18 protein-coding genes, 1 tRNA gene and 1 CRISPR repeat array are annotated in these 24,946 nt (G+C 68.3%); of the genes, 5 read left to right on the forward strand and 14 right to left on the reverse strand.

Annotation, left to right across the window (positions count from 1 at the left end; translation table 11 throughout):
* Positions 1-55: 55 nt before the first annotated feature.
* Positions 56-2,674: direct repeats of the CRISPR family, unit length 37 nt; unit sequence GTTGAGATCCTCGCCGACGGCGGTCCGCCGACGCTGG.
* 132 nt (positions 2,675-2,806) lie between these two features.
* The 7 genes from cas2 to cas3 all read right to left on the reverse strand — a co-directional run bounded on the left by cas2 (position 2,807) and on the right by cas3 (position 11,235).
* A complete protein-coding gene (gene cas2, locus ACH495_RS18745) occupies positions 2,807-3,097 on the reverse strand; it encodes a CRISPR-associated endonuclease Cas2 (RefSeq protein ID WP_396858977.1) in 291 nt (96 codons plus the stop codon).
* Complete coding sequence (gene cas1c, locus ACH495_RS18750; RefSeq protein WP_396858978.1) at positions 3,097-4,128, reverse strand: type I-C CRISPR-associated endonuclease Cas1c; 1,032 nt, start codon at positions 4,126-4,128, stop codon at positions 3,097-3,099. Before cas1c ends, cas2 begins: the two co-directional genes overlap by 1 nt.
* Positions 4,121-4,762, reverse strand: a complete 642-nt coding sequence (cas4, locus tag ACH495_RS18755) for a CRISPR-associated protein Cas4 (RefSeq protein ID WP_396858979.1) — start codon at positions 4,760-4,762, stop codon at positions 4,121-4,123. The genes cas1c and cas4 overlap by 8 nt, the downstream gene beginning before the upstream one ends.
* Positions 4,763-4,775: 13 nt before the next feature.
* Positions 4,776-5,672, reverse strand: coding sequence for a type I-C CRISPR-associated protein Cas7/Csd2 (gene cas7c, locus ACH495_RS18760; protein WP_396858980.1), 897 nt, complete (start codon positions 5,670-5,672; stop codon positions 4,776-4,778).
* A complete protein-coding gene (gene cas8c / locus ACH495_RS18765) occupies positions 5,669-7,552 on the reverse strand; it encodes a type I-C CRISPR-associated protein Cas8c/Csd1 (RefSeq protein WP_396858981.1) in 1,884 nt (627 codons plus the stop codon). The genes cas7c and cas8c overlap by 4 nt, the downstream gene beginning before the upstream one ends.
* Positions 7,552-8,220 (reverse strand): type I-C CRISPR-associated protein Cas5c, encoded by a 669-nt coding sequence (cas5c, locus tag ACH495_RS18770; protein WP_396858982.1) that lies wholly within the window; start codon positions 8,218-8,220, stop codon positions 7,552-7,554. The genes cas8c and cas5c overlap by 1 nt, the downstream gene beginning before the upstream one ends.
* A 756-nt stretch (positions 8,221-8,976) precedes the next feature.
* A complete protein-coding gene (gene cas3, locus ACH495_RS18775) occupies positions 8,977-11,235 on the reverse strand; it encodes a CRISPR-associated helicase Cas3' (RefSeq protein ID WP_396858983.1) in 2,259 nt (752 codons plus the stop codon).
* Between the two features lie 1,230 nt (positions 11,236-12,465).
* On the opposite strand from cas3, the gene ACH495_RS18780 reads away from it, so the two are divergent.
* Complete coding sequence (locus ACH495_RS18780) at positions 12,466-13,554, forward strand: hypothetical protein (protein ID WP_396858984.1); 1,089 nt, start codon at positions 12,466-12,468, stop codon at positions 13,552-13,554.
* Between the two features lie 251 nt (positions 13,555-13,805).
* On the opposite strand, the gene ACH495_RS18785 is transcribed toward ACH495_RS18780, so the two are convergent.
* The 4 genes from ACH495_RS18785 to ACH495_RS18800 all read right to left on the reverse strand — a co-directional run bounded on the left by ACH495_RS18785 (position 13,806) and on the right by ACH495_RS18800 (position 17,339).
* Positions 13,806-14,333: a DUF4913 domain-containing protein gene (locus tag ACH495_RS18785; protein WP_396858985.1), complete on the reverse strand. Its 528-nt coding sequence runs from the start codon at positions 14,331-14,333 to the stop codon at positions 13,806-13,808.
* A gap of 291 nt (positions 14,334-14,624) precedes the next feature.
* Complete coding sequence (locus ACH495_RS18790; protein ID WP_396858986.1) at positions 14,625-15,497, reverse strand: hypothetical protein; 873 nt, start codon at positions 15,495-15,497, stop codon at positions 14,625-14,627.
* Positions 15,487-16,926, reverse strand: a complete 1,440-nt coding sequence (locus tag ACH495_RS18795) for a relaxase (RefSeq protein ID WP_396858987.1) — start codon at positions 16,924-16,926, stop codon at positions 15,487-15,489. Before ACH495_RS18795 ends, ACH495_RS18790 begins: the two co-directional genes overlap by 11 nt.
* Positions 16,923-17,339, reverse strand: coding sequence for a hypothetical protein (locus ACH495_RS18800; protein ID WP_396858988.1), 417 nt, complete (start codon positions 17,337-17,339; stop codon positions 16,923-16,925). The genes ACH495_RS18795 and ACH495_RS18800 overlap by 4 nt, the downstream gene beginning before the upstream one ends.
* A 560-nt stretch (positions 17,340-17,899) precedes the next feature.
* Here ACH495_RS18800 and ACH495_RS18805 point away from each other — a divergent pair.
* Together ACH495_RS18805 and ACH495_RS18810 are read left to right on the forward strand one after the other, a co-directional pair.
* Entirely contained in the window at positions 17,900-18,724 is an 825-nt protein-coding gene (locus ACH495_RS18805) for a hypothetical protein (RefSeq protein ID WP_396858989.1), read from the forward strand.
* A 110-nt stretch (positions 18,725-18,834) separates the two neighbouring features.
* Entirely contained in the window at positions 18,835-20,118 is a 1,284-nt protein-coding gene (locus tag ACH495_RS18810; RefSeq protein ID WP_396858990.1) for a tyrosine-type recombinase/integrase, read from the forward strand.
* Positions 20,119-20,154: 36 nt separating this feature from the next.
* On the opposite strand, the gene ACH495_RS18815 is transcribed toward ACH495_RS18810, so the two are convergent.
* Both ACH495_RS18815 and ACH495_RS18820 read right to left on the reverse strand, forming a co-directional pair.
* Positions 20,155-20,227, reverse strand: a tRNA-Ala gene (locus ACH495_RS18815).
* Positions 20,228-20,318: 91 nt separating this feature from the next.
* The gene (locus ACH495_RS18820; RefSeq protein WP_396859012.1) at positions 20,319-20,909 is read right to left on the reverse strand and encodes a YqgE/AlgH family protein; all 591 of its coding nucleotides are present in this window, start codon (positions 20,907-20,909) and stop codon (positions 20,319-20,321) included.
* Positions 20,910-21,058: 149 nt separating this feature from the next.
* Here ACH495_RS18820 and ACH495_RS18825 point away from each other — a divergent pair, with 149 nt between their 5' ends.
* Both ACH495_RS18825 and mdlC read left to right on the forward strand, forming a co-directional pair.
* Positions 21,059-21,859 (forward strand): S-methyl-5'-thioadenosine phosphorylase, encoded by an 801-nt coding sequence (locus ACH495_RS18825; RefSeq protein WP_396858991.1) that lies wholly within the window; start codon positions 21,059-21,061, stop codon positions 21,857-21,859.
* An 87-nt stretch (positions 21,860-21,946) separates the two neighbouring features.
* Positions 21,947-23,542 carry a benzoylformate decarboxylase gene (mdlC, locus tag ACH495_RS18830; RefSeq protein WP_396858992.1) on the forward strand — a complete coding sequence of 532 codons (1,596 nt, stop codon included), beginning with the start codon at positions 21,947-21,949 and terminating at the stop codon, positions 23,540-23,542.
* A 3-nt stretch (positions 23,543-23,545) separates the two neighbouring features.
* Here the strand turns inward: mdlC and ACH495_RS18835 are convergent, their stop codons facing one another.
* On the reverse strand, positions 23,546-24,493 hold the full coding sequence (locus tag ACH495_RS18835; RefSeq protein WP_396859013.1) for a hypothetical protein: 948 nt from the start codon (positions 24,491-24,493) through the stop codon (positions 23,546-23,548).
* Between the last annotated feature and the right edge of the window lie 453 nt (positions 24,494-24,946).

Genomic DNA, 24,946 nt, shown 5'->3' on the forward strand with positions numbered 1-24,946 from the left:
CGGTCCGCCGACGTTGGGGCGGGGTCACCATGGAGCACGTGGTGCAGCTCTGGGTGTTGAGATCCTCGCCGACGGCGGTCCGCCGACGCTGGTGGTCACACGCCCGGCCCGACGGTGACGGAGGCGATGTTGAGATCCTCGCCGACGGCGGTCCGCCGACGCTGGCCGGCCCCAAACTCGACCCACCTACCCGTCGGCCCGGGTTGAGATCCTCGCCGACGGCGGTCCGCCGACGCTGGCACTTACGGTGCAGGTAGTGACCGACACGCACCGCGAAGTTGAGATCCTCGCCGACGGCGGTCCGCCGACGCTGGCCGCGTCACCGGTGACGTCGGCGTCGCGCGCGGTCCGGTTGAGATCCTCGCCGACGGCGGTCCGCCGACGCTGGCGCCACCACCGCGTCCGTCACCACGTCACCGGTCACGTTGAGATCCTCGCCGACGGCGGTCCGCCGACGCTGGTAGCGGTCCTCGCGGATGTGCCAGGGCCTGATGGCGTTGAGATCCTCGCCGACGGCGGTCCGCCGACGCTGGGCCGCTGTCGCTCAGCGACGCCTCCGGCTTCGGGGTGTTGAGATCCTCGCCGACGGCGGTCCGCCGACGCTGGGCCGGGAGGCTCACCATCCGGCGACCGTCTTGCGGTTGAGATCCTCGCCGACGGCGGTCCGCCGACGCTGGTCGGCTTCGCGGACGGTCAGGCCGTCGGGCTCGAACCCGTTGAGATCCTCGCCGACGGCGGTCCGCCGACGCTGGCACCCCCACCGGCTCGGCGTGCATCGTGCAGGTCCGCATGTTGAGATCCTCGCCGACGGCGGTCCGCCGACGCTGGCCAAGCAGCCCGACATGACGCAGGCGTCGGCAGCCAAGTTGAGATCCTCGCCGACGGCGGTCCGCCGACGCTGGCAGCGCGTGCACCCCACCCCCGCAGCGCGTGCACCCGGTTGAGATCCTCGCCGACGGCGGTCCGCCGACGCTGGTGCCGGTCGACGAGCAGGGCTACGCCGGCGAGCAGCCGTTGAGATCCTCGCCGACGGCGGTCCGCCGACGCTGGTCATCCCGTCCAACCCGGCCACCGAGCCGATGCACAAGTTGAGATCCTCGCCGACGGCGGTCCGCCGACGCTGGAGACGCGTCGGCGCGGCCATGGCGGTACGTGGCATGGTTGAGATCCTCGCCGACGGCGGTCCGCCGACGCTGGTCCACCCGCGACGAGCTGGCCGACGCTGTCCGCGAAGTTGAGATCCTCGCCGACGGCGGTCCGCCGACGCTGGCCAGGGCTCGGCGCCGCAACGGACCTTCTACCTCAACGTTGAGATCCTCGCCGACGGCGGTCCGCCGACGCTGGCTTCAAGGTCGGCCTGGGCGTGCTCGGGGTTCTCGTTGAGATCCTCGCCGACGGCGGTCCGCCGACGCTGGGGTGTCACGGCGCAGGCCGTCGGCACCAACCTGTTGGAGTTGAGATCCTCGCCGACGGCGGTCCGCCGACGCTGGAAGGGCCAGCCCGGGTGGATCGGTCGGTGGAACTGCCTGTTGAGATCCTCGCCGACGGCGGTCCGCCGACGCTGGCCACCCCGATCACCAGCGCAACGATCAGAACGGCGATGTTGAGATCCTCGCCGACGGCGGTCCGCCGACGCTGGTGGCCCCTTCCCCTACCCGGTCAGCGGATCGGGTTGTGGTTGAGATCCTCGCCGACGGCGGTCCGCCGACGCTGGCTAGTCGCCGCAGTCCGCGCCGCGATCGACACGGAGGTTGAGATCCTCGCCGACGGCGGTCCGCCGACGCTGGGTCGAGCAGGGCACGGTGCGCCGGTGAGCGACGAGCAGGTTGAGATCCTCGCCGACGGCGGTCCGCCGACGCTGGATCCGCCCGCAGAGGGGGACCGCTCCACCATGTCCACGTTGAGATCCTCGCCGACGGCGGTCCGCCGACGCTGGACGCGCTCCGCCAGTCCGGGCGCACGCTGATGTCGGCGTTGAGATCCTCGCCGACGGCGGTCCGCCGACGCTGGCCCCGTCCACAACGTTGAGCACAACGACGGCAACCCGGTTGAGATCCTCGCCGACGGCGGTCCGCCGACGCTGGCGCTACTGCGGAGCGCGCACAGCCTCGCCGCATGACGTTGAGATCCTCGCCGACGGCGGTCCGCCGACGCTGGTCGTAGAGCCGGCGGGTCTCCCGCGCCCGCTTCATGTTGAGATCCTCGCCGACGGCGGTCCGCCGACGCTGGCCGGGGCGGGGTCCGGCGGCGCCGGACACGGGGAGGTTGAGATCCTCGCCGACGGCGGTCCGCCGACGCTGGCCGACCGGCCAGCGCCCACCCGGGCCCACTACCCCGGTTGAGATCCTCGCCGACGGCGGTCCGCCGACGCTGGCGCCCGACCTTCCAGCCACGTCGGGCGAGCTGGTCGGCGTTGAGATCCTCGCCGACGGCGGTCCGCCGACGCTGGCGGCCAGCCTGCCCATGGGCGCCTCCTGGGCAGACGGGTTGAGATCCTCGCCGACGGCGGTCCGCCGACGCTGGCGGTGCGGAAGCCGGCCGCCTGCGTGGCCAGCCGCACGTTGAGATCCTCGCCGACGGCGGTCCGCCGACGCTGGCGGCGTGTACGTGCTGCCGTACAACAACGACTTCGCCCAGGTTGAGATCCTCGCCGACGGCGGTCCGCCGACGCTGGGCTTTCCGAGCTGCGGGAACGGCATCGCGGCTCCTGTTGGCCTCCAGGAAAGGCAGGGAAATGTCCGTTCCGTGACCATTTTCGCTCGGGAACCTCGCGCTTGCCGGCGTCGCGCTTCGGGTTCCTAGATCATCAGAGTAGGTGGTCACCGTGGTGGGGTGCGAGTTGCGCGATGCCGAGTCGTTCGACTTGTTGGAGTGTGCCTGCAGTGAGGCGGTACAGCCGAATGTCGTCGGTGGTGTGGCTGATGGTATCGGAGAGCTTCTGACGGAAAGTGGGAAGTTGAGCGGTGGTGCAGGCGACTTCGAAGACAGACTTCTGCACTCTGATTCCGTAGCCTTCGCAGATTTTGGCTACTCGTCGTAGGCGTCGTTGGCCTTCGGGGGTGGTGGTGTCGACGTCGTAGGTGACCAGGTACTCCATCAGGCGGGGCTCCATGGGCTGTAGTGGGGTGTGTCGCCGCGTAGGTGTCGGGCGAGGAGTCGGGCTTGGATGAGTGGTAGGACGGCGGCGGGGATGTCCCGGTCGAGTTGGCGGTGGGGCCAGGGGCGGGCGCGGGCTTCGCTCCAGAGGGTGAGGTAGGCACGGCGGCCGTCGTCGTTGAGTTCGTGGGCTCCGCCGGGGTGGTGGTCGAAGTGCTGGGGTGTGAGTTGGCGACGGTTGAATGCGGTGAAGACCAACCGGTCGACCAGGAGGTGGCGCAGTTCTTCCATCAGGTCGAGGGCGAGAGCGGGTTTGCCTGGTCGGATGCCGTGTAGGTAGCCGATGTAGGGGTCGAGACCGACGTGTTCGAGCGCGCCGTGGACGGCGACGCGGAGCATGCCGTAGCCGAAGGACAGTGCGGCGTTGACGGGGTCGGTGGGTGGTCTGCTGATCCGGTGGGTGGGGGCGGTGACTTGGGCGTGGTCAACGAGGAGGTGGCGCCAGGTCGCGACGTAGCGTTTAGCGGCTTGGCCTTCGATGCCGAGGATGACGTTGATGTTGTCGGTATCGGGGAGCGTGGTGAGGTCGTCGGCGATGGCGGATGCGGTTGCGCGAAGGACTTGTTGGCGGGTGCTTCGGGCGTCGGCGGCGGCGCGGAGTAGCACCTGTCGGGTGTTGTGGAGTTTGCCGGCGACGAAGGCGCGGGCGACTGCGGCGCGGCGGGCGGTGTCGCGGAGTGTGTCATGTTGGGCGACTCGCAGGAGTGGGTTACCGCCTTGAGGGCCGATGACGCGGGCGCGGAAGCGGCCGTTGCCGGACAGCCAGGTCACGGAACGTTGGTCGGCTGCGCAGCGGTGCAGGAATTCGTCGGTGAGGGTGACCCCGCCGAAGGCGACGACGTGGTCGATACGCAGAAGTGGCAGACGTTTCGGGCCCTTGTCGGGGTGGAAGACCCGGACGGCGTCGCTTTCGAGGTGGACGCTGCTGCCTGGGGTCATGATGTAGAGGGTGTTCTTGATCAGTTCAGGCATTCCAGTCACCGGGCAGTCGGGGCGTGAAGAGGTCGACGGGGTTGGCCACGGCCCGGGGTAGACAGTCGTCGAGCAGTGAGCAGCGTCGGCATCGGCGGTCCGCCACTGGGGGTGGCAGTTGTGGGGCGAGCAGCATCGTGCGGAGCGCGTTGGCGGTCTGCTTCACGGTGGTGATGAGTTCGTCGGTCAGGTGTACCCGGTGTCGTCGCCGGTCGGCGTGAGTGAACACCTCTGCGTGGGGGACGTCGAGGTTCAGCATTTCGCGTAGGCAGAGGGCTTGGGCGGCGGCCTGTACGTCTGCTGGTCCGCCGGGTTGGTATCGGCCGATCTTGTGTTCGATGGGGATGGCGGTGCCGTGACCGATTTCGACTACGTCGCAGCGTCCGTAGAGTCCCAGGGCTTCGCTCCAGACGGGGACGGCGTAGTGCTGCCGGTATCCGGGGGCGGCGGTGGCGCGGACGCCGGGGCGGTCGACGCGTTCGTGGGCCAAGTGTCCTCGGACTGTGTTCACGTCGTCGGTGAATACGCCGTCGAGGTGGATGAGGGCGGCCTGGCGGGGACAGTAGGCGTGGTGTTCGAGCGCGGACAGTGGGATCCGCCCGGCGTTGAGGTCCCCGTCAGGCCACCAGGTCATCGTCGAGGGCTCCTCAGCCTTGCAGGATGTCGAAGGTCACGCCAGCGGGCAGGTCACCCATGTCGGTGGTGACCTTGTAGTCGGTGAAGACGCGGGGAGTGCCGACGCCGGTGACCCGATCGATGCGAATCCGGTCCAGCAAGGGCTGGGCGGGAGCGTTGCCGAAGGCGTCAGAGTGGCTGAACACGTACAGGCCACGCATGGTCATGATGCCGCGGGTAGCGGTGCGGTCGTGGTCGAGCATGAACTGCAGGGTTCTGTAGAGGGCGGTGAGGTCTTCGGCGGTGACGCCCGTCTTGCGGGCCAGGGCGGCGGAGTAGTGGAACTGTGCCCGGTACAGGCCGTAGGGCACGGTCCACTTGCTGCCCATCTCGGTCTTCTCGCCTTTGTCGATGTCTTCCTGCCGGGTCTGGGTTACCCGGGTGATGGCGTGTGACACGGGCAGGACGGGGTCGATGGAGCGGGCCATGCCGAATTGCAGGGGACCACGGATCTGGCCGAGGGCCTTCGTCTCGCCGGTCGACAGCACCGCGCCGAACAGGCGCACATCGACGTATCGGTTGGTCATCCACTGCCGGGCGGCCTCGGCCTGCTCGGGCGAGATCTTGCGGGACTTCAACTCGATGCCGGTTGCCTTGTACGACTCGGCGGTGCGGGTGTTGAGTGCGTGCCCGGCCTCGACGAATACCTGGTACCGGTCGGTCGGGTAGTTGAGCGTTTCGGCGGTCAGGCCGATGGTGTCGCGGATCTTGCGCTTGAGGGCGACGTCGGTGACCAGACCATGACCGGTGGCCTCGTCGACGCGGGGACGGTTCCCGCCGTCGGGGTCGCCGTTGGGGTTGCCGTCGGTGACGTCGAAGAACATCACCGCGTCGTGGCGGACCGCCGGGTCGATCGTCTGCGGCTTCACTGTTCGTGGTTCCCTTCGTTGGTGTTGTCGTGGTCGTCGGTGTGCAGGTCGTCAGTCGGGATCTCGGGGGCCTTGCCGGCCTTGGCCATCCGGATGTCGTGTGCCTGTTGGTGGAAGTAGCCGAGGATGAACCACGACTGGCTTTCCGCGTCGTGCAGCGGTGCGACCGGAGGGGTGAGCCGGTCCTGCAGTTCACGCACGCGCGCCCGGTAACGACGGGCAGCCCGGCCGGCGCGCTCGGCGCTCTGACGGGCAACAGGGTTGTTGCTGTTGTCGCGTGCGGCGCTGTCCAGCTTCTTGAGCCAGGCGGGATAGAGCTGGCCGCCCTGCACCAGGGCGACTCGGGGATTGGCCACCGCGCCGGCGAAGTAGCGGTGGAAGAAGGTCGTGTTGGGTTGCTCGTCCTTGCCGTAGGCGGTGCGCTGAAGTGACTCGAGTACGGCGAAGAGTCGTCCGTACAGGTAGGCCGGGTTGTCCTGCTTCTCGTCCAGCACGGCGGCGGGTCCTTCTCCTGTTCGTTGCGGGTGACGGGTGAGCGCGACCCGCAGCGAGGCGGCCCGCGGGCCGTCGATTCGCAGGTCGGTGCGGATACGGCGGACGAAATGCGCGAGGAGGTGGGGCGGAAGTGTCCCCCCGTGCAGGCCGCTGTGTAGCAGCAGTTGCGCCAGGTCGTCAGGCCGGTCGGCGGCTTTGTTCCACAGTTCGATGTACCGTCCTCCCCGTTCAGACCTGTCTGGAAGCCATTGGCCCGCGCACAGGACGAGCATCCAGACGGGATACGCGTTCGGCGCCTCGCGGCCACGGGCGAGGATCTGCTGATCGTCGAACCAGGTGTTGACGTTGTCTTCCGCCTGGGTCAGGGGCATCTCCAGCCAGTGGTGCACCACGAGCCGGGCGACGTTGCCGGACAGGGTGGCCGAGCAGAATGTCAGCCGGTCGTCTGGCCGTCTGCGTTTCTGACCGCTGGCCAGCGCGTGGAGGTACTCGCTGATCTGCTCGGGTCTGCGGTCGAGCATGGCGATGGTCTCGCTGTTGGCGCCGTCGCTGACCCACCAGATAAGCCGCGTGCGTTGCCGGGGATAGGTGAACGTGAAACGGCTGTCGGACAGTATGGCGCTGAGGTTGGCTACTGCGGCCTGCCCGCACGCCAGGCAGATCGGCGAGCCGGCGAGCCCTTCGTCGAAGTCGTACGTGTGGATGCGCTTGTTCGCCGACACCAGTGCGACCTCTTGGTCGGCCCGAGGGATCAGCGTCTTCGGCAGTGCCTGAGGCATCCGGTCCAGCAGCGGCCGATCCGTCTGACCGCAGACCAGGCACAGGCCTCGCCGGCCTCCACCGTCGGTACCCGCACCGCTCTTACGTTCCTGCACCACTGTTTCCCACAGCGCCCACAGCGTGTCCCGCTCGGTCACCCGCCGGCCATCAACGGCCACGACCACTAGGTCACGCGACGACCACTTCTCCCCCTCGGGTGGCTGAGGCAACTCCCGGCGGTCATAGAACGCCACAAGCGCCCGCGCCGCCGCGTCGTCAGGGTGCTCACCCAACCAACGGCGGCACAGCTCAACAAACGCCTCATGCGCCCGTGCCACACGATCCGGCTTGGCCTTGTCGTCGACCCAACCCAGGACGTACTGGGCATCATCGGCACCGAGCGTCGGAGCGATCCCCGACGTACGGCCAGCGTTCGGCACCAAGATCGACAAGCCGTCCCTCGCCGGCCGTTCACCCGACGACGTCAAGGGAATCAGTCGCCGCAGCGCACCCTCACGGTCGAGGTTCAACTGCCACCGAACGGTCCGGACTCGGCTGTACGGGCGGTCCTCACCATCGTCCTCATCGGCAGGGCGACGGAATCCGACCAGCCGGCGCAGCAACATCACACCACCTCGGCCATCTGCTCGACACCACCCGGTATGCCGCGCGCCGGAACGTGCAGGACACCCTTCTCCAGCCGGGCGGTGAACCAGTCAAACCTGGCCGGTGGACCGTAATGGACGCGGTGCAGCATGACTCCCAGATCCTCAGTCACATCGATCGGCTCACGCGCGTCCGGCGGGAAGAACGAAGCGGGAAACTCCCTCGCCCCCAGGAAAGGCTGCTGGTAGCAGGCCCCACGGTTGACCCGCCGCCGAAACTGGTCGCGGTATGCGACATCGCGCTTATCGGCGTGACCTGCCAACTCGACCTGCGCATGGATGCGGTACTCCACATCCCGCAGGCACAGCGCGCTGCGCTGGTCCCGGCTGGCCACCGTATCGACTCGACGCCCCTTGCCCACGGCATCAGCGAGACTCGGCAGGTCACTGGTCTCGTTACGCCGCAGACTGAACTGCCGAATCGGCCGCAGCACCTCGATCTTCACCGCAACCCACCGGAACTCCGGCTTCCAGAAGATCGCGTCCAACACCCCGGTCGCGGCAGTCGGCGTCATCACCGGGTAACTCACCCGCTCAACCCGTAACTCGGGCCTCGTGAAGAGAGCGGCCTCCCCCCGAACCTGTACCACCACTGGCGGATGAGCACGCTGCCGCAATGCATCGCTCACGACTGATGATCCTCTCCGTTCATCGACTGGAAGGCAGGACTTGCTACGAGGGTTCCTCGTGACGAGACCTTCGACGACATGGCTTGTGTCGAGCCGGGGACCGTGTCCGCGGCCACGCTGAAGCGTGGCCGCGGACCGTTAGGCACGATGCTCACCGCCCGTGCCGCGTTGTTGAGACCCTCGGGCAGAACCGCCCGCTGACGTGCCTGTCGTGGTGCGGGACCACGCTACCAAAACTTGCCGATTCAAAGCAGCACGAGCGGTGAGAGTCGCTTTCGGCTTCATCGTCGTCCACAATGGGCGAACGGCGACCAGTCCAGGTGACGCCGCCTGTTAGGACGTTGGGACGGCGAGGCTCGTCCGTGAATGCGAACGGCCCCCTGATGGCGCAGGGGGCCGTCCTGGCGTCCGCCCGACCGAGCAGGTAGGAGGACTTATCGGTGAGCGTACGACGAAGGTCGGTTGGGCAGCCAGAAGATGCCGACCGCCTTGCGGCGGAGCGGGGCTTCTGGCTGGCGATTGCCCTGCTCACTGCGGCACTGGTGGGTGGCGCAACGGCGCTGTTGACCTGGCAGGGCGGCGTGAGCAGGGCCAATGCCCTCCTAGCCGGTGGGGCGTCCTTCGGCGGTACGACGGTCTTGGTCGTGCAGCTGGTCCAATTCATGCGGGGCAAGCACGGATAGCCCAAGAGGAGGGCGCCTGCCTGGCGAGCCACCGCTCGCGGGCTCGCCAGGCAGAATGCACAACTACCTCGCGTCACCAGAGGTAGTCCTTGCCATCGCCTTCAAGGACCGTGCCGTATCCGTCGTCGTACTCTCCCTGCCACTCGCATAGATCGCCGATGACGGGGATGAGGGTGGGTGCTATATGGGCTTGACGCGCGGTAGTGCGGCGCAGGTTGACGATGTAGGGCTGCAGATCCCGGAGCATCCTCATGTCGGGGTGGGCACCTCGCAGGTCCCGCAGACACCGATCGATGACGTCCGCTCCACCACGGCCGTCGTCATAGCGGACGACGACCGGCACGGTGTCGTCGTCGATCATGCGGAAGGCCAACTTGCGGTTCCGCGCGGTGCGGCCCATAGCCTCAAGGGGACCGTCGGCGACAGCGACGAAATCCCACCGCTTGCGGTTGGCCTCGATGACCCCGGCGGCACGACCCCGATCCTCGATCCCGAGCGTCCCGTACAACTCAGCAAAGTAGTCGCTCAGCTTCGCCTGATCTTCGGGGTCGATGCCGGGGCCGAAGTACGTATATGCCACCTCGATCTGGGTGGGATACGAGGGTGGGAGTCTGCCGTCAACCGGGTCGAAGATCACGACTCGTCCACCGCGGGGGCCGAGTTTGCCTTCCCTGTTGCACCGCCCGGCGACCTGTGCCAGCGACTCGGGGGGCCCGATAGCCCGGAACGCCACGGGAAAATCCAGGTCAACCCCAGCCTCCACCAGGGATGTGCTCACAAGGATCAGAGGCTTATCGTCTTTCAGCAAGGAACGGACATCCTCCAGCACCTGCTTTCGATGAGCCGGGCACATGCCGGTGGACAGGTGCAGCACTGTCGTCTCGCTGCTGGCCACCTCACGAGCATGGAGAAAGGCGGTTCTCGCGTCGCGCACCGTGTTGACCACCATCAGCGCCTGCTGGTGCGTGACGGCTTCCTTCACCATGTCCACCAAGGCTGGTTTGGGATCAAGCCGCCAGTCGTACTGCACCCGCTGGCACTCGGCGAAGAACGACTCCGGGTCAGGCAGAATCTCGTAGACTTCCAACGTTTTGAGCGGACCGAGGGCCTGAACAGCCGGCTGCGTGGCCGATGACAGCACTACCGTCACCCCAAAACGCTGCGTCAAGATCCGCAGCGCGTCAGCGACCTGCGGCAACAGGTGATGCGGCAACGCCTGTACCTCGTCAAGAACCAGTACCGAGTCGGCGATCCGGTGCAGCTTACGCATGCGAGATTGAGTCCGGCCGAACAGCGACTCGAACAGCTGCACCGTGGTGGTGACGACGAACGGCGCGTCCCAGTTCTCCGATGCGAGACGCCGCCACGAGTGGCGCTCACTGGTCGAATCGGTGCCGCTGACCTCGACATGGCTGTGGTGTTCCAGGACCACCCGCTCGGCGTCCGGGTCATCGGGGTCGAGCAGATCCCTATAGACCGCGGCGTTCTGTTCGGTGATAGTGATGAAGGGAACCGCCACGATCACCCGTCGCTTACCGTGCGACGCTGCGTGCTTCAGAGCGAAGCCCGCAGCAGCGATGGTCTTCGCGGTCCCGGTCGGAGCGGTCAACCGAAAGATGCCAGGCTCCCGGGCAGCGGCAGCCATCGCCGCAGCGAACAGACGTTGCCGGTGACTGTCCATCGCACCGGGTTTCCGCTGCCGCAGAAAGTCAGCACGACGAGCAAGGAAGCGATCAAGCAGCACCACAGCATCCAGGTCAGAGCCGACCCTCGGCTGGCCGCCCTCCACATGGGCCTTGGTGTCGAGCACATCGGCATCTACCAGGCAGGAGAACAGGAACCGCAGGAGGAACTCCCGCGTCAGCCGTTCCGCACTCTGCTCGAACTCGACGGGCAGGGCCGGGACCTGGGAGAACATCTCAGGAAGAGCCACCCGGAGGCGCTTCTCCGCATCCGCCCAGGGGCCGGACCGCAGGCGCTTCTCGGCCGCAGCATCCTCACCGAAGAGACCATCGACCTGCCCCTGGTTGGTCAAACCACCGTGATGCCCAGCAACAGCAAATTCCACCGGGAGGAGCTCGTGACGACGGGCCAACTGCACCCCGAACGACTTGTGATCCAAACCCACACGACCATTCGTCGGCTCGACAAGCAGCAACTTGTCCTGCCACACCTGCCAACACTTGCCGCCGTCATGGACAAGACCCGTCCACCAGGCCAACTCACCGAGCCCGAACGGTGATGCGAACAACCTCGCCAACTCCGCCGTACCACGTAAATGATCTTCGATCCGGTGGCGGACTCCGAAGCGGTTCTTGCTATGCGCCCACACTCGGCGGCTCCCTGACCTTGTAGAGATCGGCATACCACCACACCGGTACGACAAAGACCGCTCCACATCGCCGAACTGTAAAATGCCCGACAGTAAGACGATCGGAATCGGTGAGCCTCATCGAAGTCAGGGCATAGCCGGGACTCTGAGCTGCTGGGAGAAAGCAGGGTTCTCGCCGGAGTCAAGACACCCCTGGCTCCGGCCCACGAAGCTTTCGGATATCAATATCGTTGCTGTCGGATTTGGGTGCAGACGCGCGTGCGCAGACGCAGCCTCTCTGGGCGCGTATCCGGCCGCACTGACTCCGACGGGGCATGCTGGCGGCGTCGATTAGTCGCCGGGTGTCTCGCCAGCACGACGAGACGCCCTCGCGACGATGACGCCGGTCGCGCCGCCTCAGCCGACAGTTCCCCACCACCTGCGAGTCCGGCATGTGATGGCGTGTTATTCGGGGGCCCGCCACCGAGGGCGGGCGCAGCGCGCCAGCGCCGGGCTGCTCGGCTCAGACGCCGGCAGTTGCGATCCTCGCCGACGGCGGACCGCCGACGCTGGAGGCGACGTACCAGCCGGCGGCGGTGTGCTGGTAGGTGTTGAGATCCTCACCGACGGCGGACCACCGACGCTGGCATCAGCTGCGCGGCCTGCGCGGCTAGCTGGGCCTCGTTCAGATCCTCGCCGACGGCGGACCGCCGAGGCTGGGCCGCCCCCGTGGATGCAGCCGCACCCCGGGTTCGACGTTGAGATCCTAGCCGGCGGCGGACCGCCGACGCTGGGGTTCAACGCCACCGCCAGCCCGGGATAGGTCTCGGTGTTGAGATCCTCGCCCACCACCGAGGGCGGGCGCAGCGCAGTTCTTGAACAGCGAAGACACACCGTGGCCAGCTCTGCCAGGTTGAGCTTGAGTACCATTCATCTTTATTTACACCTTTTGCTGGCTAAGTGGAATCTAGACTAAGAGAAGGCCGTTGGCCAGAGCGCGCCGCTTCACGTCTTTGCCGGTACCACCCGAGCCCATCCGGCCAGTCGAAAATGCGCATAATACTTCAATTGGGCAAGCACCAGACAGCCAGTCGCGCAGCTGTCAAGTGACGGTCCTCTGGGCGGCTGTGATCGCAACTGTACTAGATCCGACACCGAAGGTCGCTTGCACGTTGACGTACAGCTTCCCATGGCTACACTGAGCGCCGACGGGAGGTCACGTTGACGCCACTTGCAAGGTTGACGCGACGGATGAAGGTGGCGACGTCGGCCCTTCTTTTCATCTTCACCGCAGCCATCGGTATCGCTATCAATAAGGTCACCGACAACTTCACCTGGGTCTGGGCCGGCATTTTAGCAACGCTGGTCCTTGGCGGCCTCGCAATACAAGTTACCGCCACCAAGTTGCAGGAAGAAGAGAGCGGGTCCGCTGCAGGCAAAGAAAGCCACACCCAGCAGCAGAAAATTACCGCCAACGGCGGCATTATTGTCAACCCGGTCCAAAATATCGTCGTGGGCGTGTCAGGGCGATCACTGGCCTTCATGACGGCCTCAATTCTCGCCGTGGCCATAATTGTTCTTCTCCTCGCTTGGCTCGCTGTCGTTGCCAATCGGCGAACTAGCGAGAATATCAATGCCAACGAGCGACCACACATGTCGCCAGGCGGTGAGACTGGCAACCCTCGATTCACCGGCCCCGACCCTTACCTCTATGTCAGCTTCGATGACAACATCCACTTGGCCCGCAAACAAACATGCCCAGGACTCTTTGGCCTCTGCCTAGGACAGCCCGTCCAGCTTGCGCTCGACTCATTCGGCACTACTGAGATCGAGGGCTATCCGCAGAGCGGCGGTCAATCGGAGTCAACATGCCACAGATGGCATCCGAAACGTTTGGACACGGTCACCGTCTGCGACTCCAGCGGCGCAATCGAGTCGATCCGTTACGACTCCCTATCAAGCACCAATATGACCATGGCCGCACCGGAGGGCACGGTGGTCGAATTTCCCACCACCATGCCCATTCAGGCCCCCTTAATCACGGAGGGCTTTCATATCGCACCATTCTTGTCCACCTACGTTCCAAGCGAGGGGGAAGGAATTTTCAGCATAAGCTGGTTCTTACCTCAAGAAGCCGAGGGCACACCTGACGCATACCTAGCGATCGTCGCCCGAGCCTCCGGACTTTTCGAGATCGACGCAAGGCCATGCAAAGGTGAAGACGAAATCTACTACCCGTATAGCGACGTCCTCCGAACCAGCAAGGCGGCTACCGTCACGAGCGTAGAGGTCAATACAACCCAGCCCGAAACTCTTCGCGGACCGAGCATCTGCAAGTAACTTGGTGCACCCTCTGAGTATGCGGACACTGGTCGCCTCAATGGCAATATTCATGAAAGCATTTGTAGCCGGAACTGCTCAGTTCATTTCCGGCCACCGCACGTTGTGCTTGAGTAGATCTCCCCGTTATGACGCAAACCTCACCGCAGCAACTTCCGCAACCACGCACGGCTACTGAATGGCGTCATCGTCCTTGCCGACGCCTTCCTGCGATGAAGTCAAGCAAAGAGGCATTGCCCAAGGGAGCGCATTCAGCAAACCCTACGGCGGTCAGTTCCCCAGTTCCACCAGTTCTCGGGCGCGGGCTCGGCCGGCACCTCCGGTGAAGAGTGGTGTCGCGCTACTCCCAGATCGCTGCTTACATCGCAGTTGCGGAACGGCCCATCGTCGCCGTAGAGGATGGGCAGCTGGTGGTCGAGCTCTCTCGGCCAGGGCAGCATGCCGGTCATCTGCAGCCGGGCCTGTTCCCAGCCGTACCAGAGGGCGGTCAACCTGGTGACCGCTTCGTCGTGGCGCCACCATTGCTCGCACCAGTGCCATCGGGACATACCGACCTCGCCCACCGGGCGCGGGAAGGTCGGCAGCAGGTACCTGCTCAGCCATTCCTCAACCGTCGAGTACAACGGCGGCTGATCGCTTGTGTCATCGGCCTCGCCGCGCTCGGCATGAGTCTGCTGCAGGTCGGCTACCTGCTTTGTCAGTCTCGCCACCTCAGCCACAAGTTCGACCAGTTGGCTTGCCCCATCGTTGGGGGCCTGTGGGGACTTGGTGGCGGTCATCGCGCCCTACCGCGCATCTGGACTGCGGTGATCGTCGCTGCGGGTTGCTTGTCAGCGACTGCCGCGTTGACCTGGGCTACGCGAAGCTTGGGGAAGGCCTGCGTCCACGCGGGCGTCGCGAGCACCTCAGCGTGATGGGCTGAGACGGCGGCGGTGTGGTCGGCGTTGTCGTCGTGGACCACGCTAGCTGTCTGCCCGGTCGTGTGCTCGTCGGCCGAGGTGCGGGGATCGTCCGGCGTCCCGCCGTTCCGGGCTCCCTCACCGCGCTCAGCGGCAGCTCTGCCGTACAGGTCACGGGCCAGGGCCTCCTCCACGTGACTCTGCGCGAGGCGGATCCCTCCGACGGGCCGTCCGTCGGCATCGCCGGTCCTGATGGCCTGGCTCATCTCTACCGCGAGGTCGCGAAGGAGCTGCACGGGTTCGCCGGCCGGGAGTTTGCCGGCGGCCCGCCACTGGCGCTGTAGCTCGTCGAGGGGCTTCGGGCCGTACGTGTTCCGCCAGCGTCATGGCCTCCTTCCGGACAGCGGCGTCGAAGTCGTCGACTTGCCCACGGCCGCTGGGCGGCAGACCGGCGGGCCCGTCAGGAGTGATCCGCGCTCGGTCGGGTGTGCCGCCGTGGGCGCGAGCGCCGTGCTGGCGGTGGCCCGCGCGGGCGTCGTTCTCCCACACTTCCCGGGAAGCGGCGCGCATGGCCTCGGGGATTGCGCTGCCGGCGTGCCGGTGGCGTTCGTAGGCGGCCATCAGGTCCGGTCGGAACTGGCGTAGTCGTTGCTCGGCGAACTCCGCTGCCCGCCGGGCGACCGGGTCGGTGCCGGCGTGGATCGTCGCGGTCCGCCAGACGGCGGCGGCCTCGGCGAAGGTGGCCTTGTTGACCAGCCAGTCGCCGTCGAGCGCCGCTGCCATTCGTTCGCGGTCCGCGCGTACCTTGGCGGCCAGTCGGTCGGCTTCGCGGCGGGCTGCCGCGGCGGCCTCGTCGCGATGGGCCTGGCGTTCGCGGTCGGCGGCCTTGTTTTGAATGCCGACGGCGGCCCAGCGGGCGCCGGCCTCGCCGACGGTTGCCATCGTGGCCAGCCCTTGCAGGAACTGCTGGCGGGTCTCGGCCATCGGGTCCTCGTGTTGCTGCGGGTGCGGCACGTGCGCCTCCTCTGCCTGCTCAGCGGCCACGTCCAGCGCGTCGGCCGCCTCCCACTGTCGGTTCGGAGGTGGACGTGGCAGTTAGCGGCAGCGCTACCGCCAGTTGCCGGCCGCCCGCTACCAGCCGCAGCGCCTCGGCCGCGGCTCGAGCGGCCTCGGCCTGGTGCAGGCGCTGCTGTGCCTTGCGTAGCTGCTCGAGGGTGTCGGCGAGGCGGGCGAGGTCCATCACCAGCGCAAGCGCAGCGATGGTGTCGTCGTCGCCGGAGATGCGGCCCATCAGCGCTACCAGCCGCGACATGGCGCGCATCTCCTGGCTGCGGCCGGTGGGCCGAGGGACCCTGCCGTACAGATCTCGGGCTGCCCGGTCGAAGACCTCGGCGGCCCGGTGCAGCGGCCCGCGGCGGTCACCCTCCATCGCGTACGCCAGGCTCGTGAGCAGATCTGCCGCGGCGACCGCAGTGGTCTGCGCCTGGCCCGGCTCGGTACGGGCGGCGCGGCGGATGTCGTCGGCGGCCGCGGTGGCCACCTTGGCGGCCTGGCGCATCGCCTCAACACGTTCGCTTCGGCCGACCGTTGGTGCCGTCTGCTGCGGTGTCGGGGTGCCCCAGCGCAGCCGTAGCTTGGGCAGGGTCATGTCGGGCGCCAGCCGGCCGCCGCCGAAGTACACCGGTTGTCCGCCGGCGGTCCGGGCCCCGGGAAGCGCTACCGCATACCCGGTGATCCTCTGCGGGTCGGTGCTGCTGCGCCGAGGTCGAACCAGCACCCCTATCTCGCGGAGCCGGGTGAAGAACTCCTCCTCCGAATCGGCTGCGGCCACGGCTCTGGGTACACGCCAGCGCAGCTCGTCGCGGGGGGTCTGGGCGCGGCCGTTGCGGCTGGCCTTGCTGACCTCGACCGGGTGGGGACGGCGGTGGGCGGTCCGGTCCGACGGCGCAACCCGGCGGTGCAGGTCGTAGCGGTGGGCGACGTTGTAGGTGGCCTTGACGCAGCGCGGGTAGTCGTTGCGCATCCAGTTGGTACGCCCGTCCTCTCGCACCAGCGTGGCGACGATGTGCACGTGGTCATCAGCGTGCCGCACGGCGATCCACCGCAGGCCGGGATCAGTCGCGGAGGTGGCGATCCCGACCTCAGTGAGCATCTGCACCGCCATGCCCGCCCACGTCGAGTCAGTGATGGTCCGGTGCCGGTCCTCAGGCGCCAGCCGCATGCTGGCGTGCCAGACGAACTTGTTTGGCGGTCGGTAGCCGGCACGGACTGGTTGCACGAGTAGCGCGGTCAGCGCCCGGAGGTCTCGCCTACCGCTAGCGGCGACCTTCGGCTCCAAATCCGGCAGTAGTCCCGCGCCGTCCCATGCGGCCACCAGATGAGGGTTGGTGTGCTCCTCCGCCTTGCCCGGGCCCCAGAGATAGCGCAGCAGGCCACCGACCCGCGAGCCGCGCCGGTGCACGCGCGTAATCACCGCAACCTCCGGTCGATGAGGGCGATCACCTCATCGAGGCGAGTCACCGCTGCGGCGCACAGTCGGATGGCGTCGGTGGTCCAATCCGGTAGCTGACCCGTGGCGTTGAAGGCCGCAGCGGCCTGGTTGACGTTGTTGCCGAACATCGCCACGGCGCGACGAGCGGCGAACAGCTCATGCTGCAGATCTCGCAAGTCGCCCATCGCGCCGCTGGGCGCCTGGCCGGCGATCGCGGCGGCGACGGCCGCCTTGGCCGCGTACCCGGTTGCCGTCAGGCTCGCGGCTGCGGCCGCTGCCTCGATCACGGCCTTCTCGTCGTCAGACAGTCGGAGCAGCATTGCGTGCGGCCGGCCCGGCCGCTGATGGGCACGGTGCCTGGCCTTCCGGGGTGGCGCGGGCTGATCGTTGTCCATCGCCGCTACTGTGCGCTCCGGGCGCTCCCGGCAAGTGAGCGTCCAGGGCTACAGCGCCGACTTATCGGCGTACGAGGTCTCGGCCAGATATGCATGAGTGGGGTCCGTCCGTGTACCCACCGACGACCCCTCGGGTACAGACCAGCTCGGGCGCGGTCTGCCGTCCTGGTCTGGAAAGACCAAGCTGGCGCCTGCCCGACCTGCTGGCGTCGTTGCAGTCGCCGACGGACGCTGCGGTAGTAATTCGAGACCAAGCCGACCCGCACCGCAGCCGCGCAGCGGCGAGGAGCGGAAGCGGCGCGGTAGCAGGCGTAATCCCGGAGCACTTACGCCAGCGAAGTCCGTCCGTACCTACCTGGCCGCGCTCAACCGAACGCCCGCACTGGGGCCGGCGCGGCGGCCACCGTACAAGCATGTGCGCTGGCCGTAAGCCCTGGCCACCGCTGCACCCTCAACGTCCTGATTTAGTCGGGGATCACCTTTATTGTGGCTTGAGTTACACGAGTCGTCATCCGAAGGTAGGAGTGCTGAACCACTACAGTTGAACCTAGTATCAATGGATGCCTACCCCCGAAGAAATAATCAGGTCTCGCGTTGACGCCACAACCGCTGAACAGAAGACGGAGGAAGCAACAAGGGCGCATAATGAGAGGCAGGAGAAGGACGCGCTCCTAACTAGACTCGAAGAGATTCTCCCGATGTTGCTAGCGCTCGCAGAACGGCGAAAGTACCTAGGGGCTGAGGTCATCGTGCCGCTGGTTAAAACGGCTACCGAACGACGCGGCCTCTTTGGCCCGAAGCGAGTCTCGGAAGAGCTTCACTACGAGCGCGCGGCCTGGCAGCTATCTTCACGAAGATACTGGTTCATGGACTCTGAGCTAAAACAGAAGCGCTGGTTTGGAGTAGACGGATACTTCTACGCGGAGCCCGAGACGCCATCAACACGGTGGGCGCGCCTGACTCCTGCCGAGTTGGAAATAGAAATTGTCCGTGAAATTGTGGAGCGCACGACTATCAGAGTGCGACTTTACGAACTACAGGAACAAAATCATGAGATCCAGGCCGAATTGGTCACACTCCTGGCGAAACCGCTCGACTCAGTGGTAAACGAACTAACGCGTGCGACCAACGAGCTTGTCAGGGAAGTGTACGCCCGCGACAGTTCTGAACCAACAGCCAATGCTCCCCACCTCGAGGCCGCCTCGGAAGAGTACAGATCGTATCTGATCGAACTCGGCCTGTCAGAGTTCATGAACGACTTTGGCAAAATTGGCGACATCTGTCAGCCGGCCAGCGTTGATTCGGCTAATACGCCGATGCACGCGCCATGGCTGGCGCTGCGGTTATATACTGGACGGTCAAGGCTTGGCAAACGAGGCCATTGAAGCCCTAAATGCTGCAGCCGCAGTAGCTAATTGAATCTGGCTCGCTTTCGCCGGTCCGGCTGCGACCGGAAATTGGCATTATCTGCGGCACGGCAATTAAACGTCTTACATTGCCAGATCGGCATCCCCGGGTTATCGGTCGAATCCGCAAGAACGGGCGGACGCGCTACCGGTTCGTCATCGACGTCGGCACCAAGCCGGACGGCCGCCGCGACCAGCGGACCTACACCTACGACACCCTCAAGGAAGCTCGCGACGAGCGGGCGAAGATCCTCGCGGAGCTGGCCAAGGGCACCTACGTCGCGTCCAGCACGAAGTCCCTGGCCGAGCACCTCGACGAGTGGCTCGCCGGCCGTCGCAAGCTCCAGAAGTCGACCCGCTCGAACTACGCCAACGCGTTGAAACCGGTGATCGAGCAGCTGGGCCAGGTCCCGCTCCAGAAGATCAGAAAGGCCCAGGTCGACCAGCTCGTCACCTGGATGCTCGAGTCGGACCGGCGAGTCGGCGTCAGAGGGCGCCCACTCGCTCCGGCGACCGTCACGCTGGCCCTGAGCGTCCTGGCTCAGGCGCTCGACGACGCGGTGAAGCAGGGCCTAGTGGTGCGCAACGTCGCACGCCTGGTGGATCGCCCAGGCACCACGGCGCAGAAAGAGATGTCGACCTGGACTGCCGAGGAAGCCGCGGCCTTCCTGGCCCACGTGGCGGAGGACCGGCTGTACGCGGGATGGTGCCTGAGTCTCTACGGTCTGCGCCGCGGCGAAGTGCTCGGGCTGCACTGGCGGGATGTCGACCTGGAGGCCAGGACCCTGACGGTTCGGGTGACCCGAATCATCATCGATGGCGAGGTCGTCGAGAGCACGCCGAAGTCTGAGCGCTCACGACGGACCCTCCCGCTGGACGACACACTGGTGGAGGCGTTACGACGGCTGAAGGCCCGCCAGGGGCAGGAGATTGCCGCCGCGGGGCGCGACTACCGCTCGTCCTGCTCGACCTGTCGGGAGAGCCACGTCTTCGTGGACCAGGTCGGCGAGGAGGTTCACCCGGAGTCGTACTCCGACCGGTTCGAGGTGTTGGTGGCGCGGGCCGGTCTCCCGAAGATCCGGCTGCACGACACGCGCCACACCTGCGGCACGCTGATGCACCTTCGGGGCGTACCGGCCGCGGTAATTTCCGCCTGGCTCGGGCACGCCAACGTCGCCTTCACGATGAAGACCTACGTGCACTCGCAGGACGAGGCTCTGCGGGCCGCCGGCGGCATGCTGACGGCCGCCTACGGGACCCCGCGGCAGCGGTCGGCAGGGAGCGTCACGTCGCACCAGGATGTGACACGCGAGGCTGATGTGAGAAACCGTGAGACGCCGGGCCCGAAAACGAATCAGCGGCCTGGTCGATGATCACTCGACCAGGCCGCTGACCTGCAATTCCAAGGGTGGAGCCGAGGGGACTCGAACCCCTGACCCCCACACTGCCAGTGTGGTGCGCTACCAGCTGCGCCACGGCCCCTTGCGGTCGTCCCCGGTCGCCCGGGCACGGGAAGAACTATACACACGCCACCGGGCATGGTCATCTCGCGGGGGGTCCCCCCCGGACCGGGTCAGTTCAGCGCCACGTCCGGCGGGAAGTGGGCCACCGCCGCCATCATCCCGCCCTGCCGGCGCAGCACCATCGGCCAGAGATCGTCCGGCCGGTCGACGAAGGCGTCGCCGGGCAGCGCGTCCAGCACGAACCAGGACCCCTCCTCGATCTCCCGCTCCAACTGGCCGGCCCCCCAGCCGGAGTAGCCGGCGAAGACCCGGATCCCGCCGACCGCGTCGCGCAGCTTCTCCGGGTCGACCGAGAGGTCGATGGTGCCGACCGCGCCGGACACCCGGTGGAAGCCCTTCACCGGTTGGACCGGGTGGCGCATCCGGGCCAGGCAGATGGCCGAGTCGGGCTGCACCGGGCCGCCCTCGAAGAGCACCGCCGGGTCCCGCGCCAGGTCGCTCCAGTCGCCGAGCACGTCGGCCACCGGGACCTCGGTGGCCCGGTTCAGCACCACGCCGAGCGCGCCGCCCGGCTCGTGGGCGACCAGCAGCACGACCGTACGGTCGAAGTTCGGGTCCTTGAGCACAGGCGTCGCGACCAGCAGTCGTCCGGTCATCGACTCCATGGCTCGGCCACCGATCGCCTGCCCCTCACCCTGCATGTCCGACACCCGTCAGCCGTGCGTCGGTGCGGGCCCGACGCCGTCGACCGTCCACGCTGTCAACGCCATGTCACGCACCATAGCCTGCGTCCCGCCCGCTGGCTAAGGTCTGACCGGCGGGTGATCGCGACGGATCGAGGGAGGATCGGATGGCGGCGGAGGCCGAACTGGCGGTGATCGGCGGGTCCGGTCTCTACGCCCTGCTCGACGGCGTGGAGCACGTGGTGGACACCCCGTACGGCGCGCCGTCGGACCCGATCACGGTCGCCGAGGTGGGCGGCCGGAAGGTGGCGTTCCTGCCCCGGCACGGCCGGGACCACCGGCACCCCCCGCACCGGATCCCCTACCGGGCCAACCTCTGGGCGTTGCGCTCCCTCGGCGTACGCCAGGTGCTGGCGCCCTGCGCGGTCGGCGGGCTGCGGCCGGAGCTGGGTCCGGGCACGTTCGTGGTGCCGGACCAGCTCATCGACCGCACCAGCGGGCGGTCACAGACCTACTACGACCGGGGCGCGGTGCACGTGTCGTTCGCCGACCCGTACTGCCCGACCGGGCGGCGGACGCTGCTGGCCGCGGCGGCCGGGCGGGACGTGCCGGCGGTGGACGGCGGGACGGTGGTGGTGGTCGAGGGGCCGCGCTTCTCGACCCGGGCGGAGTCACGCTGGTTCACCTCGATCGGCGGCGCGGTGGTCAACATGACCGGGCACCCGGAGGCGGTGCTGGCCCGCGAGCTGGCGCTCTGCTACACGTCGATCGCGCTGGTCACCGACCTGGACGCGGGCGTCGAGGCGGGCGAGTCGGTCACCCAGGAGGAGGTGTTCCGGGTCTTCGCGGAGAACACCGACCGGCTGCGCGGGCTGCTGCTGGACGCGGTCGCCGCGCTGCCGGCCGAGCGCGACTGCCCGTGCGGGGACGCGCTGGACGGCATCACGCTCCCATTCCCGCTGCCCTGAGACCCCCGAAGGCCCGAAAAGTCGGCTTCCGCCCGTTAGATTCGGTGGGTCGGGAGGCGGCCCGGCCAGGGACGGAGGCAGCCGGCGATGGCGACGGTGCGCGAGGCGACCTACGACCTGCTGCGCGCGCTCGGGCTGACCACCGTCTTCGGCAACCCCGGCTCCACCGAGGAACCGTTCCTCGCCGACTTCCCGGCCGACTTCCACTACGTGCACGCGCTCCAGGAGGCGTCCGCGGTCGCCATGGCCGACGGCTACGCGCAGGGCACCGGGCGGCCCGCGCACGTCAACCTGCACACCGCGCCGGGCACCGGCAACGGCATGGGCAACCTGGTCACCGCCTGGCACAACCGGACGCCGCTGATCGTCAGCGCCGGCCAGCAGACCCGCGAGATGCTGCTGATCGAGCCGCGCCTGGCCAGCCCTCGGGCGGTCGAGCTGCCCCAGCCGTACGTCAAGTGGGCGCACGAGCCGGCCCGCGCGCAGGACATCCCGGCGGCGTTCATGCGGGCGTACGCCATGGCGGCGCAACCGCCCACCGGGCCGGTCTTCCTCTCCCTGCCGATGGACGACTGGGCCCGGGACGCCGATCCGCCGCCGCCGGTGCGTACCGTCGCCACCCGGATCGGGCCGGACCCGGACCGGCTGCGCGGCTTCGCCGGCGCGCTGGCCGCCGCCCATGCCCCCGTCCTGGTGCTCGGCGCGGCGGTGGACCGGGCCGACGCCTGGCCGGAGGCGGTCGCGCTGGCCGAACGGCTGGCCACCCCGGTCTGGGCCGCCCCGGCGCCGGAGCGGGCCGTCTTCCCCGAGAGGCACCCGCAGTTCCGGGGCGTGCTGCCGTACGCGATCGGGCCGCTGTCGGCGGCGCTGCGCGGCCACGACGTGGTGCTGGTGGTGGGCGCCCCGGTCTTCCGCTACTACCCGCACGTGCCGGGCGACTACCTGCCCGGCGATGCCCGGCTGCTGCACGTCACCGACGACCCCGACGAGGCGGGCCGGGCCCCGGTCGGCGAGAGCCTGCTCGGCGACGCCAAGCTGGTGCTGGCCGCGCTGCGGGAGCTGCTCCCGCCGGCCGACCGGCCCGCGCCGGAGCCCCGGGACCCGCCGGCCCCGCCCGAGCCGGCCGAGCCGCCCAGCGCGGACACGCTCTTCGCGGCGCTGGCCGCCGTCTGGCCGGCGGACGGGGTGCTGGTGCAGGAGTCACCGTCCAACCTGGCCGCGCTGCGTCGCCGGCTGCGGATCGACCGGCCGCGCTCCTACTTCACCATGGCCAGCGGCGGGCTCGGGTTCGGGCTCCCGGCGGCGGTCGGCCTGGCGCTGGCCGAGCGGGACACCGGGCGCGGCCGGCCGGTGGTCGCGGTGATCGGTGACGGCTCGGTCCACTACTCGGTGCAGGCGTTGTGGACCGCGGCGCGGCTGGGCCTGTCGCTGCCCGTCGTGGTCCCGGTGAACCAGCAGTACGCGATCCTGAAGGCGTTCGCCGAGCTGAAGCACACGCCGGGCGTGCCGGCGCTGGACCTGCCCGGGTTGGACCTGACGGCGGTGGCCCGCGGTTACGGCTGCGCGGCCGAGGTGGTGGCGTCCCCGGACGGGCTCGGCCCGGCACTGACCCGGGCGCTGGCCGCGGACCGGCCCACGGTGCTGCCGGTGCCGATCAGCACCGAGGTGCCGCGGATCCTGTGAGCCTCAGCCGCCGGTGCGGACGATCAGCGGGGCGCCGCTGCCGACGTCCAGGACGGTACGGTCGCCCAGCGGGGCGGCGAGCGTGACGCTGACCGGCTTCATCGCGAGTTGCATGGTGCAGGGGCCGGTGGCGGCGACCACGGCGGCGCCGACGACCACCACGTCCGGCCCTTCCCGCACCAGCGGGGTGGGCGTGCCGTCGCAGGCGCCGACGCCCACCAGGTAGTCGAGCCGGTCCCCCGCCACCGCCCGCAACTCCTGCGCGGCGACCAGGCCGGCCGGCAGCGACCCGGTGTCCGCCGCGCCGCCGGGCACCGCGCCGACCGCGCGCGGTGCGACCGCGAGCCGGGCCACCGGCGCGGCCAGTTCCTCCACGGTGAACAACCAGGCCGGCACGTCGGCCCGGCCCCGGCTGGTCAACACCGGCGCGCTACCCAGCCGCACCGCGGTGACGGTGAGCGGAACGCAGGGGGTCGGCGCGGTGGTCGACGCCGGGTCGTCCGGGCCCGGCGTGGCGGTCGCGGCCGGCTCCGGTCCTCGCGGGCGACCGTCGCAGGGCGGTGGGTCGCCCTGGTCCAACCGGGCGTACGCGTCCGCGGCGCTCACCAGCGGCACCCGCAGCACACCGTCGGGAAACCGGATCGAGCCCTGCGGCGGAACGGCGGTCGGAATGGCGATCTGGTCCCGGTACCAGCCGGCGGTGAACGCCACCTTCGTCTCCTCGGTGAAGACCGGGTCACCGGTGAGCACGGTGGCGTCCTGGAGCGGGACGTACCCGTCGTGCCACTGCGGCCCGGGGCGCCACCGCCCGGCCACCTCGTCGGCGCGCTGGGTGAACGCGGGGCGCTGGTCCGGGCCGGCGGGCGGCGGCGCACCCGACCCGGCGCCGGGCGCGGCGCATCCGGAGAGAACCAGCAGCGGCAGCCCGAGCAGGGCGAGCGATCGGCGCATACGGATCAGACGCCGCTCCCCCACCCCCGGTTCCCCACCCACCCCCGCACCCCACGCGCCGCGCCCCACGCGCCGCGCCCCACGCACCACGAGCCGCGCCCCGCGCGCCGCGCCCCGCCCCCCGAGCCCCACGCACCGCCCCCCAGGCGCCGCCCCCACGCACCGCCCCACGCGCCCATGCGCCGCCCCACGCGCCCGCGCCCATGCGCCTGTTTCACGGAAAGAGTGGCCTTCCGAGCCCGTTTAGCCACTATTTCCGTGAAACAGAGCGCGCGGGGCTCGCGTCCGGGGGCGCGAGGGGCTCGCGTCCGGGGGCGCGAGGGGCTCGCGTCCGGGGGCGCGAGGGGCTCGCGTCCCCGGGGGGTGTCCCTATGGGTTTCGTCAAGCGGGGACGGGGCTGGTTGGGCGTGGTTGGTAGGGGATCTTGTCGCGGAGCATGGCGAACAGGACGTC

The sequence above is a fragment of the Micromonospora sp. NPDC018662 genome (assembly GCF_044391475.1).
Classification (GTDB): domain Bacteria; phylum Actinomycetota; class Actinomycetes; order Mycobacteriales; family Micromonosporaceae; genus Micromonospora.